The sequence below is a fragment of the Pseudomonas sp. UME65 genome, assembly GCF_014170225.1.
In the GTDB taxonomy this organism is placed as follows: Bacteria; Pseudomonadota; Gammaproteobacteria; order Pseudomonadales; family Pseudomonadaceae; genus Aquipseudomonas; species Aquipseudomonas protegens.
The window spans coordinates 236,336-255,351 of the sequence record NZ_LZZQ01000013.1 but is presented as its reverse complement, the minus strand read 5'-3'; the positions used below and the strand labels follow the sequence as shown (position 1 = coordinate 255,351).

The window sequence follows — 19,016 nt, the reverse complement described above, 5'->3', positions numbered from 1 at the left end:
CGCGGGCGCCATGCTTTGGCAGCTGGCCCAGATGTTGTGGGTCGGCGGCTTGTGGTTGTTGCATCTCGGCTTGCTGCCCGCCCTGGGGCAGATTGGCCTTGCCCCCTTGCTGATCGAAGAAATCTCGTCGCTGCTCAGTGCGTTGCTGGTAGGTTTTTCGGCGGCGTGCCTGGTCCTGCAGATACTGGTATTGATCCAGTCCGAAGGGCTGAGGAGCTTGTGGCGGGATATTCGGGGGCAACTGCTATTGATGGCGATGTATGCGTGTGCGATGTATTTCGTCGTATGCATCTTGTTGCCGGAAGCTCAGCGCTGGCAGTTGTTCAGCTATCTGGTCCTGGGTTTTTCCGGGCTGGTACTGGTGTTGCAGCCAGTGCCGGGATGGGGTGGCAGGGTGCGCCAGGCACACCCTTGACCCGAGTCGACGTCAGTGGAAACGATGGACGTTCGACAATTGCTTGTTTACCTTGGCGTTCTTGCGGTAGATCAGCGCCATCTTGCCGATGACCTGCACCAGATCCGCTTTGCCGGCCTTGCACAATTGGGCAATGGCTTCCAGGCGCGACTCGCGCTCGAGGATGTTGAGCTTGATCTTGATCAGCTCGTGATCGCTCAAGGCGCGTTCAAGTTCGGCTAATACACCTTCGGTCAAACCGTTGTCAGCCACAGTCAATACTGGTTTCAGATGGTGGCCAATGGATTTGTACTGTTTCTTCTGCTCTTGAGTGAGCGGCATAATCTGACCCCTGCGTCTGATCTTGTAAAAAGCGGCGGCCAGTTTACCCGAGCGAGTCCGGGACCGCCCAGTTAATCACGACCCGTTTTATTTTGAGGTGGCCCGTGGCCCGTTCCAAAACTAGCCATAACTGGCTGAAAGAGCACTTCAACGACCCATTCGTCAAAATGGCGCAAAAAGATGGGTACCGTTCCCGTGCCAGCTACAAACTGCTGGAGATCCAGGAAAAGGACCGCCTTATCCGTCCTGGCATGAGTGTGATCGACCTGGGGGCCGCCCCGGGTGGCTGGTCGCAGGTGACCAGTCGTCTGATTGGTGGCCAGGGGCGCCTGATTGCCTCGGACATTCTGGAAATGGACAGCATTCCCGATGTGACCTTTATTCAAGGGGACTTCACTGAGGATGCAGTACTGGCGCAGATCCTCGAGGCGGTCGGAAATTCTGAAGTTGACCTTGTGATTTCCGATATGGCCCCCAATATGAGTGGGTTAGCAGCCGTGGATATGCCGCGAGCGATGTTCCTGTGCGAGTTGGCGCTGGATCTTGCTGGTCGGGTCTTGCGTCCAGGTGGTGATTTTCTGATCAAGATCTTCCAGGGTGAAGGCTTCGATGAGTACCACAAGAGCGTGCGGCAGATGTTCGAGAAAGTGCAGATGCGCAAACCGTCATCATCCCGTGACCGTTCTCGGGAGCAATACCTGCTGGGGCGCGGCTTCCGTGGTCGTAGTGAGTAAGTAAGAGTTTTGACTGGGGTGATAGGATTTTCGTATTTCGCCCCGTCAGATTAAGCGCATATTGTGTAGTCTAAGTTTCACATAGGGTTACAGACAGCGCCTGCCAGAGCTGTAGGTAATGTAGTAAGTTAGGCCGGTGAATATCATGCGAAGCGCGCGCCAGTAGCGGAGCTTGCTTCAGAGGGTAGTTAATTGAACGACATGGCAAAGAATCTGATCCTGTGGTTGATCATCGCCGCCGTCTTGGTGACGGTGATGAACAACTTCTCCAGCCCTAACGAGCCGCAGACCCTCAACTATTCCGACTTCATCCAGCAAGTTAAGGATGGCAAGGTCGAGCGCGTAGCGGTTGATGGCTACGTGATTACCGGCAAGCGCAACGATGGCGACAGCTTCAAGACCATTCGTCCTGCCATTCAGGACAATGGCCTGATCGGCGACTTGGTGGACAACCACGTGGTGGTCGAAGGCAAGCAGCCTGAACAGCAAAGCATCTGGACTCAACTGCTGGTGGCCAGCTTCCCGATCCTGGTGATCATCGCGGTGTTCATGTTCTTCATGCGCCAGATGCAGGGTGGTGCCGGAGGCAAGGGCGGGCCGATGAGTTTCGGCAAGAGCAAGGCGCGCTTGCTGTCTGAAGATCAGGTGAAAACTACCTTGGCTGACGTTGCCGGTTGCGACGAGGCCAAGGAAGAAGTAGGTGAGTTGGTTGAATTCCTCCGTGACCCAGGCAAGTTCCAGCGTCTGGGCGGTCGTATTCCTCGCGGCGTGTTGATGGTGGGCCCACCAGGTACCGGTAAGACGTTGCTGGCCAAAGCCATCGCTGGTGAAGCCAAGGTGCCTTTCTTCACCATTTCCGGTTCCGACTTCGTCGAGATGTTCGTCGGGGTGGGTGCCAGCCGCGTCCGTGACATGTTCGAGCAAGCCAAGAAGCATGCTCCTTGCATCATCTTCATCGACGAGATCGACGCCGTCGGTCGTCACCGTGGCGCCGGCATGGGCGGCGGTCATGATGAGCGTGAGCAGACCCTCAACCAGTTGCTGGTTGAGATGGATGGCTTCGAAATGAACGACGGCATCATCGTGATCGCCGCGACCAACCGTCCTGACGTACTGGACCCGGCCTTGCTGCGTCCGGGCCGTTTCGACCGTCAGGTCGTGGTTGGCCTGCCGGACATTCGCGGTCGCGAACAGATTCTCAAGGTGCACATGCGTAAAGTACCAATGGGCGACGACGTTGCACCTGCGGTAATCGCCCGCGGTACCCCGGGTTTCTCCGGTGCCGACCTGGCGAACCTGGTCAACGAGGCCTCGCTGTTTGCGGCGCGTACCGGCAAGCGCATCGTTGAAATGAAGGAATTCGAACTGGCCAAGGACAAGATCATGATGGGCGCGGAGCGCAAATCCATGGTCATGTCCGAAAAAGAGAAGCAGAACACGGCTTATCACGAAGCTGGCCACGCCATTGTTGGTCGTGTCGTGCCCGAGCATGACCCGGTCTACAAGGTGTCGATCATTCCTCGCGGCCGGGCCTTGGGTGTCACCATGTTCCTGCCGGAAGAAGATCGTTACAGCCTCTCCAAGCGTGCCTTGATCAGCCAGATCTGCTCGCTCTACGGCGGTCGTATCGCTGAAGAAATGACCCTTGGCTTCGACGGCGTGACCACCGGCGCCTCCAACGACATCATGCGTGCCAGCCAGATCGCGCGGAACATGGTGACCAAATGGGGTCTTTCCGAGAAGCTTGGTCCGCTGATGTATGCCGAAGAAGAGGGTGAGGTGTTCCTGGGGCGCAGCGCGGGTAGCCAGCATGCGAGCCTGTCTGCGGAAACGGCGAAACTGATCGACTCCGAGGTGCGCAGCATCATCGATCAGTGCTACGGCACCGCCAAGCAGATCCTGACGGACAACCGCGACAAGCTGGACGCCATGGCAGACGCCCTGATGAAGTACGAAACCATCGACGCCGATCAGATCGACGACATCATGGCAGGGCGTACTCCACGCGAACCTCGTGATTGGGAGGGTGGCTCGGGTACTCCTCCTCCAGTAGTGCAGAATGAGCGTCCGGAAACACCCATTGGCGGCCCAGCAGCCGACCACTAAGGTTTTAAATGACTTCTGTTCCTTCCTCCACCCGGTTGCCTTGCGGCAACCGGGTTCTTGATTTGGCCCATGCACATGTCATGGGCATCTTGAATGTAACTCCCGACTCCTTCTCTGATGGTGGCCGCTTCAGCCAGCTTGATCTGGCTTTGCGGCATGCCGAGGCCATGGTTGCGGCCGGTGCTACGCTGATTGATGTCGGTGGCGAATCCACTCGCCCGGGTGCCCGTGCGGTATCGCCGCTGGAGGAGTTGGAGCGAGTCGCGCCTGTGGTCGAGCGCATCCACCGTGAGTTGGATGTGATCATTTCTGTTGATACCTCGACACCGGCGGTGATGCGTGAAACCGCTCGCCTCGGCGCAGGGCTGATCAATGACGTTCGTTCATTGCGCCGGGAGGGTGCCCTGGATGCGGCGGCGGCCACTGGCTTGCCGGTGTGTCTGATGCACATGCTGGGTGAGCCTGGTGATATGCAGGACAACCCGCATTATCAGGACGTGACCCGAGAGGTTGCCGAGTTCCTGGTTGAGTGCATGGCCCAGTGTGCTTCAGTGGGCATCGGTCCAGAGCGGATTGTGCTCGATCCGGGCTTTGGCTTTGCCAAGACCCTGCAACACAACCTGAGCCTGTTCAAGCATATGGATGCCTTGCATGCCCTTGGGCGCCCGTTGTTGGTTGGGGTGTCGCGCAAGAGCATGATTGGCCAGGCCTTGAATCGCCCCGTAGGTGAGCGATTGCACGGCAGTCTGGCGCTAGCGGCCCTGGCAGTGGCCAAGGGCGCGAAAATTATCCGTGTCCATGATGTCGCCGAGACCGTGGATGTGGTGCGAATGATTGTGGCAGTGGAATCCGCCGAATAAGAATGATGGAGTACTTATGACTAAAAAATACTTTGGCACCGACGGTATCCGCGGCCGTGTAGGCGAATTCCCTATCACTCCTGATTTCATGCTCAAGCTCGGCTGGGCCGCCGGCATGGCATTTCGCAGCATGGGCGCCTGCCGCGTGCTGGTGGGCAAGGACACGCGTATCTCCGGGTACATGTTCGAGTCTGCACTGGAGGCCGGGTTGTCTGCAGCCGGTGCTGATGTGATGCTCCTGGGGCCGATGCCGACTCCGGCCATTGCTTACCTGACGCGTACCTTCCATGCGGAGGCGGGCATCGTTATCAGTGCCTCGCATAATCCTCATGATGACAACGGCATCAAGTTCTTCTCGGGTGAGGGCACCAAGTTGCCTGACGAGGTGGAGTTGATGATCGAAGAGTTGCTGGATGCGCCGATGACCGTGGTGGAGTCGAGCAAGCTCGGCAAGGTTTCGCGGATCAACGACGCTTCAGGGCGTTACATCGAATTCTGCAAAAGCAGCGTGCCTTCCAGCACCAGCTTCGCTGGTTTGAAAGTTGTTCTCGACTGCGCTCATGGTGCGACCTACAAGGTGGCGCCAAGCGTGTTCCGCGAGTTGGGGGCGCAGGTCACTGTGCTGTCCGCGCAACCCAATGGCTTGAACATCAACGAGAACTGCGGTTCGACTCATATGTCGCAATTGCAAGCGGCGGTCCTGGCCGAGCACGCGGATCTGGGTATTGCCTTTGATGGCGACGGTGACCGGGTGCTGATGGTCGATCAGACTGGTGCGATCGTGGATGGTGATGAGCTGCTGTTCATCATCGCTCGCGACCTGCATGAGCGTGACAAGCTGCAAGGCGGCGTGGTCGGAACGCTCATGAGCAACCTGGGGCTGGAGCTGGCCCTGGCGGACTTGGGTATCCCCTTTGTCCGGGCAAACGTCGGTGACCGTTATGTGATCGCCGAGCTGCTGGAGCGCAATTGGCTGGTAGGTGGTGAAAACTCCGGGCACATCGTGTGCTTCCGTCATGCTACTACCGGGGATGCGATCATTGCCGCGTTGCAGGTGCTGATGGCGCTCAAGGCTCGTGGTGAAAGCCTGGCCCAGTCCCGTCAGGGGTTGCGCAAGTGTCCTCAGGTGCTGGTCAATGTGCGCTTTGGCGGCGGTGAGAACCCGGTCGAGCATCCTGCGGTGAAAGAGGCTTGCGAGCGTGTCACGGCCGCTATGGCGGGGCGTGGTCGGGTTCTGTTGCGCAAGTCGGGTACCGAGCCTCTGGTGCGCGTGATGGTTGAAGGCGACGACGAAGCTCAGGTTCGCGCTTACGCCGAAGAGCTGGCGAAACTGGTTGCTGAAGTTTCTGCCTGATTTCGGCTTGCCAGTGTTGTTTTGGTTGGGTAACATCTGCGCCCACTTTGACCGACGAGGTACAGCATGCGTCGCCCTATGGTAGCTGGTAACTGGAAGATGCACGGTACCCGCGCCAGCGTCGCTGAGCTGATCAACGGCCTTCGTCATCTGGCCTTGCCAAGCGGTGTTGATGTCGCGGTATTCCCGCCTTGCTTGCATATCAATCAAGTGATTGATGGCTTGAAGGGTAAGTCGATTCAGGTCGGCGCGCAGAACTCTGCGGTGGAATCCATGCAAGGTGCATTGACGGGCGAGATCGCCCCGAGTCAGTTGGTGGATGCAGGTTGTTCCCTGGTGCTGGTTGGGCACTCCGAGCGCCGCCTGATCATGGGTGAGCGTGACGCGACTCTCAATCGCAAGTTCGCAGCGGCGCAGGCCTGTGGCTTGAAGCCAGTTCTGTGTGTAGGGGAGACCCTCGAGCAGCGCGAAGCCGGGAAGACTCTAGAGGTTGTCGGGCGTCAGCTGGGCAGCATCATCGAAGAGTTGGGTGTTGGTGCGTTCGCCAATGCTGTTATCGCTTACGAGCCGGTCTGGGCCATTGGTACCGGGCTGACTGCGACACCGCAACAGGCGCAGGATGTGCACGCAGCTATCCGCGCGCAGTTGGCGGCAGAAAATTCTGAAGTGGCACGAGGTGTGCGGCTTCTATACGGCGGCAGCGTGAAGGCGGCCAATGCGGTCGAACTGTTCGGCATGCCGGATATCGATGGGGGGCTCATTGGTGGAGCTTCCCTGAATGCAGATGAGTTCGGTGCGATCTGTCGCGCCGCGGGAAACTGAAAAAATGCTGGAAACAGTCGTAGTCGTTTTTCATCTGCTGGGTGCCCTGGGCGTAGTTGCTCTGGTTTTGCTGCAGCAGGGTAAAGGTGCGGATGCTGGCGCGTCTTTCGGTGCAGGTGCTTCAAATACTGTGTTCGGAAGCCAAGGTTCCTCTACCTTTCTTAGTAAGTTTACTGCTATACTTGCCGCCGGTTTCTTCATAACCAGCTTGGGGTTAGGTTACTTTGCTAAAGAGAAAGCTCACCAGCTGACTCAAGTAGGTTTGCCAGATCCAGCAGTGCTTGAAGTACCAAAGCAAAAACCGGCTTCTGATGATGTCCCGGTGCTCCAAGAGCAAAAGTCGGCCAACAGCGCGACTGACGTACCTCCAGCTCCAGAGCAGAAGTAAGAAGAGTTTCACGCAGTAACGTAGTCTATGCCGAGGTGGTGGAATTGGTAGACACGCAACCTTGAGGTGGTTGTGCCCATAGGGTGTAGGGGTTCGAGTCCCCTTCTCGGTACCAATTATCAGGAGAGCCCGCTGTTGCGGGCTTTCTTGTAGGTGGAAGGTTACATTGACCCAAAAAGGGATCAGTCGTATACTTCCGCCCCAGCTTTGTCGCGGGGTGGAGCAGTCTGGTAGCTCGTCGGGCTCATAACCCGAAGGTCGTCGGTTCAAATCCGGCCCCCGCAACCAGTTTTAGCGGAGCCCCTTTTCAGGGGCTTTTTGTTAGCTGGACACTTTACAACGCCGCTATTCAACGGCGTTTCCGGGATGGGCGCTTCGCCCATTTTTTATTTGCACAAGCATGCACGAGGGGGTTCAGGTGTCGAGCAAGCTAGAACAGTTGCAGGCCTTGTTGGCCCCGGTGGTCGTGGCCCTTGGCTATGAATGCTGGGGTATTGAGTTTTCGGCTCAGGGTCGCCACTCATTGTTGCGCGTTTATATCGATAAAGAAGGCGGCGTGCTGGTGGACGATTGCGCCATCGTCAGCCGTCAGATCAGTGGTGTTCTCGACGTAGAAGATCCGATCTCCGTTGAATACACCCTTGAAGTTTCCTCTCCTGGCATGGAACGCCCACTGTTCACTCTTGAACAGTTTGCCAAGTATGTCGGTGAGCAAGTGAAGATCAAACTGCGCTCGCCCTTCGAAGGTCGGCGTAATTTTCAGGGCCTTCTCCGCGGGGTGGAGGAACAGGATGTCGTGGTGCAAGTGGATGACCATGAGTTCCTGTTGCCGATCGATATGATCGACAAGGCCAACATAATTCCCAGTTTTGACTGAGACGCGGATCCCGCGGATCCAATGGCTTGCGAAAGGCGAGGCGTACGATGAGCAAAGAAGTACTGCTGGTTGTTGAGTCGGTATCCAATGAAAAGGGTGTACCGGCAAGCGTAATTTTTGAAGCGCTGGAGCTGGCCCTGGCCACTGCTACCAAGAAGCGTTTTGAGGACGAAGTAGACCTGCGTGTGGAAATCAATCGCCACACCGGTTCCTACGAAACTTTCCGTCGCTGGACGGTGGTCGAAGAAGCCGACCTGGATGATCCAGCGGTCGAGACCTGGTTGAGCAAGGCTCGCGAAACCCATCCCGACGCCAAAGTCGGTGATGTGATCGAAGAAAAGATCGAATCCATCGAGTTCGGCCGCATCGCTGCCCAGACCGCCAAGCAGGTCATCGTGCAGAAGGTTCGCGAAGCCGAGCGCGCACAGGTAGTTGATGCCTATCGCGAGCGCCTGGGGGAAATCATCTCCGGCACCGTGAAAAAAGTGACACGTGACAACGTGATCGTCGATCTGGGTAACAACGCCGAGGCGTTGCTGGCCCGTGAGGACATCATATCCCGTGAGACTTTCCGGGTTGGCGTGCGCCTGCGCGCGCTGCTCAAGGAAATCCGCACCGAGAACCGCGGCCCGCAGCTGATCCTGTCGCGTACCGCGCCGGAAATGCTGATCGAGCTGTTCCGTATCGAGGTGCCGGAAATTGCCGAAGGCCTGATCGAAGTAATGGCCGCCTCCCGTGATCCGGGTTCGCGGGCCAAGATCGCAGTTCGCTCCAAGGACAAGCGCATCGACCCGCAGGGCGCGTGCATTGGTATGCGCGGTTCGCGCGTCCAGGCCGTTTCCGGTGAGTTGGGTGGCGAGCGTGTGGATATCGTCCTGTGGGATGAGAACCCGGCGCAGTTCGTGATCAACGCCATGTCGCCGGCCGAAGTCGCGGCAATTATCGTCGACGAAGATGCCCATGCCATGGACATCGCCGTTGGCGCAGACAATCTGGCTCAAGCCATCGGTCGTGGTGGTCAGAACGTGCGTCTGGCCAGCCAACTGACTGGCTGGACCCTGAACGTGATGACCGAATCGGACATCCAGGCCAAGCAGCAAGCAGAAACCGGCGACATCCTGCGCAATTTCATCGACGAGCTGGAAGTCGATGAAGAACTGGCACAGGTTCTGGTTGATGAAGGCTTCACCAGCCTGGAAGAGATTGCCTACGTACCGCTGGAAGAAATGCTCAACATCGACGGCTTTGACGAAGACATCGTCAACGAGCTTCGCGCTCGAGCCAAGGATCGCTTGTTGACTAAAGCCATCGCTACTGAGGAAAAGCTGGCAGACGCCCATCCGGCCGAAGACCTGCTCTCGCTTGAGGGTATGGACAAGGATTTGGCGATGGAACTGGCGGTGCGCGGCGTAATTACCCGCGAAGACCTGGCCGAGCAGTCTATTGACGACCTGCTCGACATCGACGGCATTGACGATGATCGTGCCGGCAAGTTGATCATGGCCGCCCGAGCCCACTGGTTCGAGTAATTAGGCGCGGCCTGAGGAGAGAAGTGCATGACGCAAGTCACGGTGAAACAACTGGCCGATGAGGTCAAAACACCGGTAGAGCGCCTGCTGCAGCAGATGCGTGAGGCAGGTCTGCCGCACACCGCCGCCGAGGAACATGTGAGCGACAGTGAGAAGCAGTCGTTGCTGACTCACCTGAAAAGCAGCCACAAGGCGAAAGTGGAAGAACCACGCAAAATTACTTTGCAGCGCAAGACCACCAGCACCCTGCGGGTTGCTGGCAGTAAGAGCATCAGCGTTGAAGTGCGCAAGAAGAAAGTCTTCGTACAGCGCAGCCCGGAAGAAATCGAAGCCGAGCGTCAACGCGAACTGGAAGAACGTCGCGCAGTAGAAAATGCTGCTCGTCAGAAGGCTGAAGAAGAAGCCAAGCGTCGCGCCGAAGAAGAAGCGCGTCGCCAGCCTGCTCCGGTTGCCGAGCCGGTTGCTGCGCAAGCAGCAGCTCCTGCTCCAGCGCCTGTAGTCGAGCCTGTGCAGGAAGCTCCGGTGGCCGCTGCGGCTCCAGCAGCTGACGCGCGCAAGAAAGACGAACAGCGCCGTCCGGACAAGACCCGCAACGACGACAACCGTCGTGGCGGCGATGGCGAGCGCAAAAATGCTCCGCATCGTGCTTCGGTCAAGGAAAAGGCCCCAGCTCCGCGCGTTGCCCCACGTACCACTGACGAAGAAAGCGATGGCTTCCGTCGTGGTGGTCGCGGCAAGGCCAAGCTGAAGAAGCGCAATGCTCACGGTTTCCAGAGCCCAACCGGGCCAGTGGTACGTGACGTGCAGATCGGCGAGACCATCACTGTGGGCGAACTGGCCCAGCAGATGTCGGTCAAGGCTGCCGAAGTCATCAAGTTCATGTTCAAGCTGGGTACTCCAGCCACCATCAACCAGGTTCTGGACCAGGAAACTGCCCAGCTGGTTGCTGAAGAACTGGGCCACAAAGTGACCCTGGTCAGCGACACCGCCCTGGAAGATTCCCTGGCCGAGTCCCTGAAGTTCGAAGGTGAAGCAGTTGCCCGTGCGCCGGTCGTGACCGTAATGGGCCACGTTGACCACGGTAAGACTTCGTTGCTGGACTACATCCGTCGCGCCAAAGTGGCCGCGGGCGAGGCCGGCGGCATCACCCAGCACATCGGTGCCTACCACGTAGAAACCGAGCGCGGCATGGTCACCTTCCTCGACACCCCTGGTCACGCCGCGTTTACCGCCATGCGTGCCCGTGGTGCCAAGGCCACCGACATTGTGATCCTGGTGGTTGCAGCGGACGACGGCGTGATGCCGCAGACCGTTGAAGCCGTTCAGCACGCACAAGCTGCCGGCGTTCCGCTGGTGGTTGCGGTGAACAAGATCGACAAGCCGGGCGCCGACCTGGACCGTATCCGCAGTGAGCTTTCGGTTCACGGCGTGACGTCGGAAGATTGGGGTGGTGATACTCCATTCGTACCGGTCTCCGCGAAAATGGGTACCGGTGTCGACGACCTGCTGGAAGCTGTTCTGCTGCAGGCCGAAGTCCTGGAACTCAAGGCGACTCCTTCGGCCCCGGGCCGCGGTGTCGTGGTCGAGTCCCGCCTCGACAAGGGCCGCGGCCCGGTAGCTACCGTGCTGGTTCAGGACGGTACGCTGCGTCAAGGCGACATGGTGCTGGTCGGTTCGAACTATGGCCGCGTGCGCGCCATGCTCGACGAGAACGGCAAGCCAATCAAGGAAGCCGGTCCTTCCATTCCGGTCGAGATCCTCGGCCTGGACGGTACTCCGGACGCTGGCGACGAGATGAGCGTGGTTGCCGACGAGAAGAAAGCCCGTGAAGTGGCTCTGTTCCGTCAAGGCAAGTTCCGCGAGGTCAAGCTGGCCCGTGCTCACGCCGGCAAGCTGGAAAACATCTTCGAAAGCATGGGCCAGGAAGAGAAGAAGACGCTCAACATCGTCCTCAAATCCGACGTCCGTGGTTCGCTGGAAGCTCTGCAAGGCGCTCTGAACGGCCTGGGCAACGACGAAGTGCAAGTGCGCGTAGTGGGTGGCGGCGTCGGTGGTATCACCGAAAGCGACGCCAACCTGGCACTGGCCTCCAACGCTGTACTGTTCGGCTTCAACGTGCGTGCCGATGCCGGCGCACGGAAGATCGTCGAGCAGGAAGGTCTGGATATGCGTTACTACAACGTGATCTACGACATCATCGAAGACGTCAAGAAAGCCCTGACCGGTATGCTGGGCAGCGACGTTCGGGAGAACATCCTGGGTGTTGCCGAAGTTCGCGACGTGTTCCGCTCGCCGAAGTTTGGCGCGATCGCCGGTTGCATGGTCATCGAAGGTGTCGTGCACCGTAACCGTCCAATCCGCGTACTGCGTGAAGACATCGTTATCTTCGAAGGCGAGCTGGAATCCCTGCGCCGCTTCAAGGATGACGCCTCTGAAGTACGTGCCGGCATGGAATGCGGTATCGGCGTGAAGAGCTACAACGACGTCAAAGTCGGCGACAAGATCGAAGTCTTCGAGAAGGTCCAGGTTGCTCGCAGCCTCTAACTCGCGCACTTCAAGAGCCCTGATGGCCGCCCGCATGCAAATGCACGGCGCCCTCGGCGGCCTCTAAACGCAACGCCCGGTCTGGCTTCTGCCAGGCCGGGCGTTTGCCGCTTTCAGACCACACGGGTTTCACCGTGAGGCAGTAACAGGTAACAAGACATGGCAAAAGAATACAGCCGTACCCAACGTATCGGTGATCAGATGCAGCGCGAACTGGCGCAACTGATCCGTCGTGAAGTCAAGGATCCACGCGTCGGCCTGGTGACCATCACCGCCGTGGAAGTCAGCCGCGACGTCGGTCACGCGAAGATCTTCATCACCGTGATGGGCCAGGAAAACGCCGAGCAAATCGCCCAGAGCATCAAGGTGCTGAACTCGGCGGCAGGTTTCCTGCGCATGCAATTGGCCAAGGAAATGAAGCTGCGCAGCGTGCCGCAACTGCACTTCCATTACGACGAGAGCGTGGCCCGCGGGGCGCACCTGTCGGCCCTGATCGAGCGTGCCGTGGCTGAAGACAGCCAGCATGGCGACGCGCCTGCCCCTGAAGACGCCAAGGAGTAAGCGGTGGCTCAGGTCAAGCGTATCCGTCGTAACGTCAGCGGCATCATCCTCCTGGACAAGCCGCTGGGCTTCACCTCCAACGCGGCGCTGCAGAAGGTCCGTTGGCTGCTCAACGCCGAGAAGGCCGGCCACACCGGTAGCCTCGACCCCCTGGCCACCGGCGTTTTGCCGCTGTGCTTTGGCGAGGCCACCAAGTTCTCGCAATACCTGCTCGATTCCGACAAGGGTTACGAAACCCTGGCTCAGTTGGGCAAGACCACCACCACCGCGGACGCTGAAGGCGAAGTTTTGCAGACCCGCGAAGTGACCGTTGGTCGTGCCGATATCGAGGCGGTATTGCCGGAGTTTCGTGGTGAAATCAAGCAGATACCGCCGATGTACTCGGCCCTCAAGCGCGATGGCCAGCCACTCTACAAACTGGCTCGTGCAGGGGAAGTGGTGGAGCGTGAACCGCGTTCTGTTACTATTGCGCGCTTGGAATTGCTCGCCTTCGAAGGTGACACTGCTCGCCTGGCGGTGGACTGCAGCAAAGGCACCTATATCCGCACCCTGGTGGAAGATATCGGTGAAAAGCTCGGCTGTGGTGCCTACGTTGCAGAACTGCGACGGACCCAGGCCGGACCTTTCAGCCTGGCGCAGACGGTCACCCTGGAAGAGCTTGAAGCAGTGCACGCCGAAGGCGGCAACGAAGCGGTAGACCGCTTCCTGATGCCATCGGACAGCGGTCTGCTGGATTGGCCGCTGCTGCAGTTCTCGGAGCACAGCGCGTTCTACTGGCTCAACGGCCAGCCGGTACGTGCCCCGGATGCACCGAAGTTCGGCATGGTGCGGGTACAGGATCACAACGGTCGCTTCATCGGTATCGGTGAAGTGAGCGAAGACGGGCGCATCGCGCCGCGTCGACTGATTCGGTCAGAATGACCGGACGAGGGTGGCTGTTAACAGGCACGGTCACTACTCATTTATAGATACAGGGATTTGTCCCTGGCCTGTTGAAACTGTTCTTGAACAGTTTCCTGATATAAGGATTGCCCACATGGCACTCAGCGTTGAAGAAAAAGCTCAGATCGTAACCGACTACCAGCAAGCTGTTGGTGACACTGGTTCGCCAGAAGTGCAAGTTGCACTGCTGACCGCCAACATCAACAAACTGCAAGGTCACTTCAAAGCCAACGGTAAAGACCACCACTCCCGTCGTGGCCTGATCCGCATGGTAAACCAGCGTCGTAAGCTGCTGGACTACCTGAAAGGCAAGGACCTGAGCCGTTACAGCACCCTGATCGGTCGTCTGGGTCTGCGTCGCTAATCAGCGATTGCGCTATGAGGTTGGTTGTTTGCCATGCGTCAGCGGTTTTTCCGCCGGCGTATGGCAGGCTTCCAGCCTCAAGTTTTATCTGCTGCACTGTTTTACCTGGACAATAAAGGCTGGGCCGATTCCCCGCATTGCCCAAGAATTTCGCAAGAAGCAAGTTTCCCCAAGAGCCACAAAGAAGGTAGGACACCGTGAACCCGGTAATCAAAAAATTCCAGTTCGGTCAGTCGACCGTAACCCTCGAGACTGGCCGTATCGCCCGTCAGGCCTCCGGCGCAGTATTGGTCACCGTTGACGACGACGTCAGCGTATTGGTGACCGTGGTTGGCGCCAAGCAAGCCGATCCAGGCAAGGGCTTCTTCCCTCTGTCTGTTCACTACCAGGAAAAGACTTACGCTGCCGGTAAGATCCCTGGCGGTTTCTTCAAGCGCGAAGGCCGTCCTTCCGAGAAAGAAACCCTGACCTCGCGTCTGATCGACCGTCCGATCCGCCCTCTGTTCCCAGAAGGCTTCATGAACGAAGTGCAGGTAGTCTGCACCGTGGTTTCCACCAGCAAGAAGACCGATCCGGACATCGCTGCGATGATCGGTACCTCGGCTGCCCTGGCGATCTCCGGCATTCCTTTCGACGGCCCGATCGGCGCCGCTCGTGTGGCTTTCCACGAAAGCACCGGCTACCTGCTGAACCCGACCTACGAGCAACTGGCTGCTTCGAGCCTGGACATGGTCGTGGCCGGTACCGAAGAAGCTGTACTGATGGTTGAATCGGAAGCCAAAGAGCTGACCGAAGACCAGATGCTGGGCGCTGTACTGTTCGCCCACGACGAATTCCAGTCGGTGATCAAGGCTGTCAAAGAGCTGGCCGCCGAAGCTGCCAAGCCTACCTGGGACTGGGCTGCTGCCCCAGAAGCCACCGAACTGCTGGGCGCTATCCGTGCCGAGTTCGGCGAAGCCATCTCCCAGGCTTACACCATCACCGTCAAGGCCGACCGTTACGCTCGCCTGGGCGAGCTGAAAGACCAGGTCGTCGCCAAGCTCTCCGGTGAAGAAGGCCAGCCTTCGGCGTCCGACGTCAAAGCCGCTTTCGGCGAGATCGAATACCGCACCGTTCGCGAAAACATCGTCAACGGCAAGCCGCGTATCGACGGCCGCGACACCCGCACCGTACGTCCGCTGAACATCGAAGTCGGCGTACTGCCCAAGACTCACGGTTCGGCCCTGTTCACCCGTGGCGAAACCCAGGCCCTGGTGGTTGCGACCCTGGGTACTGCCCGTGACGCACAGCTGCTGGACACCCTGGAAGGCGAGAAGAAAGACCCCTTCATGCTGCACTACAACTTCCCTCCGTTCTCGGTGGGCGAGTGTGGTCGCATGGGCGGCGCTGGTCGTCGTGAAATCGGTCACGGCCGTCTGGCCCGTCGTTCAGTCCAGGCCATGCTGCCAGCCGCCGACGTGTTCCCTTACACCATCCGCGTAGTATCGGAAATCACCGAGTCCAACGGTTCCAGCTCCATGGCTTCCGTGTGCGGTGCTTCCCTGGCGCTGATGGACGCTGGTGTACCAATGAAGGCGCCGGTTGCCGGTATCGCCATGGGCCTGGTCAAGGAAGGCGAGAAGTTCGCAGTCCTGACCGACATCCTGGGTGACGAAGACCACCTGGGCGACATGGACTTCAAGGTAGCCGGTACCGCCAAAGGCGTCACCGCGCTGCAGATGGACATCAAGATCAAGGGCATCACCGAAGAGATCATGGAGATCGCCCTGGGCCAGGCCCTGGAAGCTCGCCTGAACATCCTCGGTCAGATGAACCAGATCATCGGTCAGTCCCGTACCGAGCTGTCGGCCAACGCTCCGACCATGATCGCGATGAAGATCGACACCGACAAGATCCGTGACGTCATCGGTAAAGGCGGCGCCACCATCCGCGCGATCTGTGAAGAAACCAAGGCTTCGATCGACATCGAAGACGACGGCTCGATCAAGATCTTCGGCGAAACCAAGGAAGCTGCAGAGGCCGCGCGTCAGCGCGTTCTGGGCATCACCGCGGAAGCCGAGATCGGCAAGATCTACGTCGGCAAGGTTGAGCGCATCGTCGACTTCGGCGCTTTCGTCAACATCCTGCCGGGCAAGGATGGTCTGGTGCACATCTCTATGCTGAGCGACGCTCGCGTTGAGAAAGTCACCGACATCCTGAAAGAAGGCCAGGAAGTGGAAGTGCTGGTACTGGACGTGGACAACCGCGGCCGTATCAAGCTGTCCATCAAAGACGTGGCAGCAGCCAAGGCTTCGGGCGTTTAATCACCCTTTAGCCTTACGCTGAACAAGCAGACGCCCCGACTGGTTCGGGGCGTTTTGCTATCTGCGATAAAAGCCTCTCGGTTGCCGGGCCGGGGCGCTGGTGCTAGGTTTTAGCCCACGCCGGTGTAGCTCAGTCGGTAGAGCAGCGCACTCGTAACGCGAAGGTCGCAGGTTCGATTCCTGTCTCCGGCACCACATTTCGGGTTGAGAGCAGTTTATGGCTGTCTAAACCCACCCTCCCAACAAAGTTCGCCAGGCTTTGAATAAGCGCCCCTGAAAGGCGGGAAACTACGAGGCACCCGCAAAAGTGTGCCCTGGAAGTTTCAGAGGTTCCCGGTGCTATTCAATTGAGCGCTCCTATAGTTGTTTGTGGACGTGCGCCTCATTGTTTATGCGGATTTAGCAGCCAGAGAGACTTGTATCAACGAAGACTTTCCGCGCCTGTACTCAGCATCCTGTACCGAGTTTCCAGCGGTTTGCTCGGGGTTATCTGGTGTCGGTGTTTTTGTGTCTGGACGAGGTTAGTGCCCAGTTGTTCACACCTGTGCGGGTCATGAACCGGGTGGTAGCAGCCAGGGGCATTGCGCATAATGACGCCCGCAAATCATGGAGTGACCGGTGTGAAGAAGTGGAAGCTGGCTTTGGCCGGCATAGTGTCGCTGTCCCTTGCCGCCTGTGAGAAAGGACCCTCTTATGAGTTTGAGGGGGAATATTTTGCCGCTGAAGGCGAAGACTGCACGACGCCAACGAATACCAAAGACCTGGAGCAATATTTCTTAAGAATAACCAAGCAGGTACAGGGAGGAAGTGTGTTGTATTCCGCTGAGTTTCCTGCTGCTTCAAGGGCTCGGCTGCCTGTTGTCAGCGCGCAAAGCGTTTCACCAGGCGATGATAATGAACTGACTTTCAATTTCACTGAGACCAAGGTGCCGGAGAGTCGTCCAGAGAGTCCGACATTGAATTTCGTAGTTACTGTCATCCCTAATCAAAGCAAGGAAGGGTATCTATGGCTGACTAGAGCCGGGATCCTCATAGCCAAGGATGGAGAAGTAAAGGAGTTCGATATTCTCGATAATCTAAGAAGGCTTATCGATGTCGGGCAGACAGGAGCTTGCTTGAGAAAAGGAACAGCTACGGCTGTGGGGTCCTAGCTCCGTAACCTGGTGAAACACCGGCATGAAATATCGCTGCGGCTGCATTTGCGAAATCTCGTTCTCTGAGGGTTCTGCCGGGCTGGCGTCTGCCGATGGCTTGGAAAACCCTGAGTTTTTCTCCAATGGGTGCATCAGGTCATATAAATCGTGGACCAAAGGTCCTATATTCGGTCCCTGTCTGAGTACCAGCATGCTGTTTTCAGATGATCCAGAATGGTTCTGAAGGCCAGATAAATCGAAGTTCACAACGGTTTTTTGCGGCAGAGAGATCCCAACGATCCAGATCCATCTTCCATTCCCACGATCAGAGAGAACGAGATGATTCCTAAAGAGGCAAGAATCGACGTAGCGCTTGAAAGGTACCTGGCTGCCACGCCTTCCTTGCAAGAGGAAATCAGCGCCCTGAGCCCGGAAGAGCAGAAGCAGCAGGCGCAATGGGCGTTCGAGGACGAGGCGGAATCCCGCGGCATAGAGCCATGGGAACTGGTGCTCGATCTGGTGGCAGAAACACCGGAGGAACTGAAGGCCATGCGCCTGGAGGTGCATCAGGAAGTTGCTGAAGCGCTGGGCATGGACCTGGAGGACTATCTGCAGCTCAACGAGATCGACGGTTGAGCACGACGCCAGCCTGAACCAGGCTGGCGTTTTTCATGGCTCAGAGGCTCAAGCGCATGGACAGGTCCAGCGCTTTCACGTCCTTGGTCATGGCACCGATGGAAATGTAATCCACCCCGGTCTCGGCGATCGGGCGCAAGGTGCTTTCGTTGATCCCGCCACTGGCTTCCAGCTTGGCCTTGCCGGCGTTCAGGCGCACGGCCTCGCGCATGTCGTCCAGGCTCAGTTCGTCGAGCATGATGATGTCGGCCCCGGCGGCCAGGGCCTCCTTCAGTTCCTCCAGGCTTTCCACTTCCACTTCCACCGGCTTGCCCGGGGCGATCCTGTGGGCGGCGCTGATGGCCTGGGCGATACCGCCGCAGGCAGCGATATGGTTTTCCTTGATCAGGAAGGCGTCATACAGGCCGATGCGGTGGTTGTGGCAACCGCCGCAGGTGACCGCGTACTTCTGTGCCAGGCGCAGCCCCGGCAGGGTCTTGCGGGTATCCAGCAGCTTGACCTGGGTATCGGCGACAAAGTCCGCCAGGTACCGCGCGCGGGTGGCCACGCCGGACAGCAGTTGCAGAAAGTTCAGGGCACTGCGCTCGCCGGTGAGCAGCGAGCGGGCTGGGCCTTCGAGGTGGAAAAGCACCTGGTTGGGCACCACCCGCTCACCGTCGGCCACTTGCCAGTGCACAGCGACCCGCGGGTCCAGCTGGCGAAAGACCGCATCGACCCAGGCGGTGCCGGCGACTACCGCGGCTTCGCGGGTAATGATGGTGGCCTTGGCCAGACGTTCGGCCGGGATCAGTTGCGCGGTGATGTCGCCGCTGCCGATGTCTTCCAGCAACGCACGGCGCACGTTGGCTTCGATTTCGGCGGTCAGGTCGGCGAGGCGTAGATTCGGCATAACGGGCTCCACAAACAAAGTGCGCCGATTATAGGGCCAGGGGATCAGCGAACCCAAGGTGGCAAATGCCTGCAAGGCATTGGCGAACCTGTCCTGGATGGCTTTGTCTGATGAATAGGAGTGACTTTTCTTGAGTCGCTAGGGGTTATTTCGGAGGAGGCCACAGAGTCTGCTGGCGCAAGAGGGGACTTTTACAAGATAATATGACTTGTAATTGACGTCATAGCTTTGACGTGTC

18 protein-coding genes and 3 tRNA genes are annotated in these 19,016 nt (G+C 58.4%); 19 read left to right on the top strand and 2 right to left on the bottom strand.

All coding sequences use genetic code 11. The annotated features are described in order from the left end of the window. Window positions 1-10: 10 nt before the first annotated feature. Window positions 11-415, top strand: a complete 405-nt coding sequence (locus tag A9971_RS15935; protein WP_183001327.1) for an MFS transporter — start codon at window positions 11-13, stop codon at window positions 413-415. A 12-nt stretch (window positions 416-427) separates the two neighbouring features. Here the strand turns inward: A9971_RS15935 and A9971_RS15930 are convergent, their stop codons facing one another. Then, a complete protein-coding gene (locus A9971_RS15930) occupies window positions 428-736 on the bottom strand; it encodes a YhbY family RNA-binding protein (protein WP_015634115.1) in 309 nt (102 codons plus the stop codon). Between the two features lie 104 nt (window positions 737-840). On the opposite strand from A9971_RS15930, the gene rlmE reads away from it, so the two are divergent. The 18 genes from rlmE to A9971_RS15840 all read left to right on the top strand — a co-directional run bounded on the left by rlmE (window position 841) and on the right by A9971_RS15840 (window position 17,889). Beyond that, window positions 841-1,470 (top strand): 23S rRNA (uridine(2552)-2'-O)-methyltransferase RlmE, encoded by a 630-nt coding sequence (gene rlmE / locus A9971_RS15925; RefSeq protein WP_011059196.1) that lies wholly within the window; start codon window positions 841-843, stop codon window positions 1,468-1,470. 201 nt (window positions 1,471-1,671) lie between these two features. Next, complete coding sequence (gene ftsH, locus A9971_RS15920) at window positions 1,672-3,576, top strand: ATP-dependent zinc metalloprotease FtsH (protein ID WP_011059197.1); 1,905 nt, start codon at window positions 1,672-1,674, stop codon at window positions 3,574-3,576. Between the two features lie 8 nt (window positions 3,577-3,584). Beyond that, window positions 3,585-4,436, top strand: coding sequence for a dihydropteroate synthase (gene folP / locus A9971_RS15915; protein ID WP_183001328.1), 852 nt, complete (start codon window positions 3,585-3,587; stop codon window positions 4,434-4,436). Between the two features lie 16 nt (window positions 4,437-4,452). Beyond that, window positions 4,453-5,790 (top strand): phosphoglucosamine mutase, encoded by a 1,338-nt coding sequence (gene glmM, locus A9971_RS15910; protein WP_011059199.1) that lies wholly within the window; start codon window positions 4,453-4,455, stop codon window positions 5,788-5,790. A gap of 66 nt (window positions 5,791-5,856) precedes the next feature. Further along, the gene (gene tpiA, locus A9971_RS15905) at window positions 5,857-6,612 is read left to right on the top strand and encodes a triose-phosphate isomerase (protein ID WP_015634119.1); all 756 of its coding nucleotides are present in this window, start codon (window positions 5,857-5,859) and stop codon (window positions 6,610-6,612) included. Window positions 6,613-6,616: 4 nt separating this feature from the next. Continuing rightward, window positions 6,617-7,000: a preprotein translocase subunit SecG gene (gene secG, locus A9971_RS15900; RefSeq protein WP_015634120.1), complete on the top strand. Its 384-nt coding sequence runs from the start codon at window positions 6,617-6,619 to the stop codon at window positions 6,998-7,000. Window positions 7,001-7,029: 29 nt separating this feature from the next. Then, window positions 7,030-7,115, top strand: a tRNA-Leu gene (locus tag A9971_RS15895). Window positions 7,116-7,211: 96 nt separating this feature from the next. Then, window positions 7,212-7,288: transfer RNA gene (locus tag A9971_RS15890), tRNA-Met, on the top strand. Between the two features lie 130 nt (window positions 7,289-7,418). Then, entirely contained in the window at window positions 7,419-7,877 is a 459-nt protein-coding gene (gene rimP, locus A9971_RS15885; protein WP_041120545.1) for a ribosome maturation factor RimP, read from the top strand. Between the two features lie 47 nt (window positions 7,878-7,924). After that, a complete protein-coding gene (nusA, locus tag A9971_RS15880; RefSeq protein ID WP_011059201.1) occupies window positions 7,925-9,406 on the top strand; it encodes a transcription termination factor NusA in 1,482 nt (493 codons plus the stop codon). Between the two features lie 27 nt (window positions 9,407-9,433). Beyond that, on the top strand, window positions 9,434-11,950 hold the full coding sequence (gene infB, locus A9971_RS15875; RefSeq protein WP_047335682.1) for a translation initiation factor IF-2: 2,517 nt from the start codon (window positions 9,434-9,436) through the stop codon (window positions 11,948-11,950). 159 nt (window positions 11,951-12,109) lie between these two features. Beyond that, window positions 12,110-12,511: a 30S ribosome-binding factor RbfA gene (rbfA, locus tag A9971_RS15870; protein WP_011059203.1), complete on the top strand. Its 402-nt coding sequence runs from the start codon at window positions 12,110-12,112 to the stop codon at window positions 12,509-12,511. A gap of 3 nt (window positions 12,512-12,514) precedes the next feature. Next, window positions 12,515-13,432, top strand: coding sequence for a tRNA pseudouridine(55) synthase TruB (gene truB, locus A9971_RS15865; RefSeq protein ID WP_011059204.1), 918 nt, complete (start codon window positions 12,515-12,517; stop codon window positions 13,430-13,432). A gap of 115 nt (window positions 13,433-13,547) precedes the next feature. Next, entirely contained in the window at window positions 13,548-13,817 is a 270-nt protein-coding gene (gene rpsO, locus A9971_RS15860; RefSeq protein WP_011059205.1) for a 30S ribosomal protein S15, read from the top strand. A 197-nt stretch (window positions 13,818-14,014) separates the two neighbouring features. Further along, a complete protein-coding gene (gene pnp, locus A9971_RS15855) occupies window positions 14,015-16,120 on the top strand; it encodes a polyribonucleotide nucleotidyltransferase (RefSeq protein ID WP_015634122.1) in 2,106 nt (701 codons plus the stop codon). A 119-nt stretch (window positions 16,121-16,239) separates the two neighbouring features. Further along, window positions 16,240-16,315, top strand: a tRNA-Thr gene (locus tag A9971_RS15850). A 425-nt stretch (window positions 16,316-16,740) separates the two neighbouring features. Continuing rightward, a complete protein-coding gene (locus tag A9971_RS15845; RefSeq protein ID WP_041751950.1) occupies window positions 16,741-17,271 on the top strand; it encodes a hypothetical protein in 531 nt (176 codons plus the stop codon). A 321-nt stretch (window positions 17,272-17,592) separates the two neighbouring features. Continuing rightward, window positions 17,593-17,889: a DUF6388 family protein gene (locus A9971_RS15840; protein WP_015634123.1), complete on the top strand. Its 297-nt coding sequence runs from the start codon at window positions 17,593-17,595 to the stop codon at window positions 17,887-17,889. A gap of 40 nt (window positions 17,890-17,929) precedes the next feature. Here A9971_RS15840 and nadC read toward each other — a convergent pair whose 3' ends face one another. Beyond that, a complete protein-coding gene (gene nadC / locus A9971_RS15835) occupies window positions 17,930-18,778 on the bottom strand; it encodes a carboxylating nicotinate-nucleotide diphosphorylase (RefSeq protein WP_015634124.1) in 849 nt (282 codons plus the stop codon). Between the last annotated feature and the right edge of the window lie 238 nt (window positions 18,779-19,016).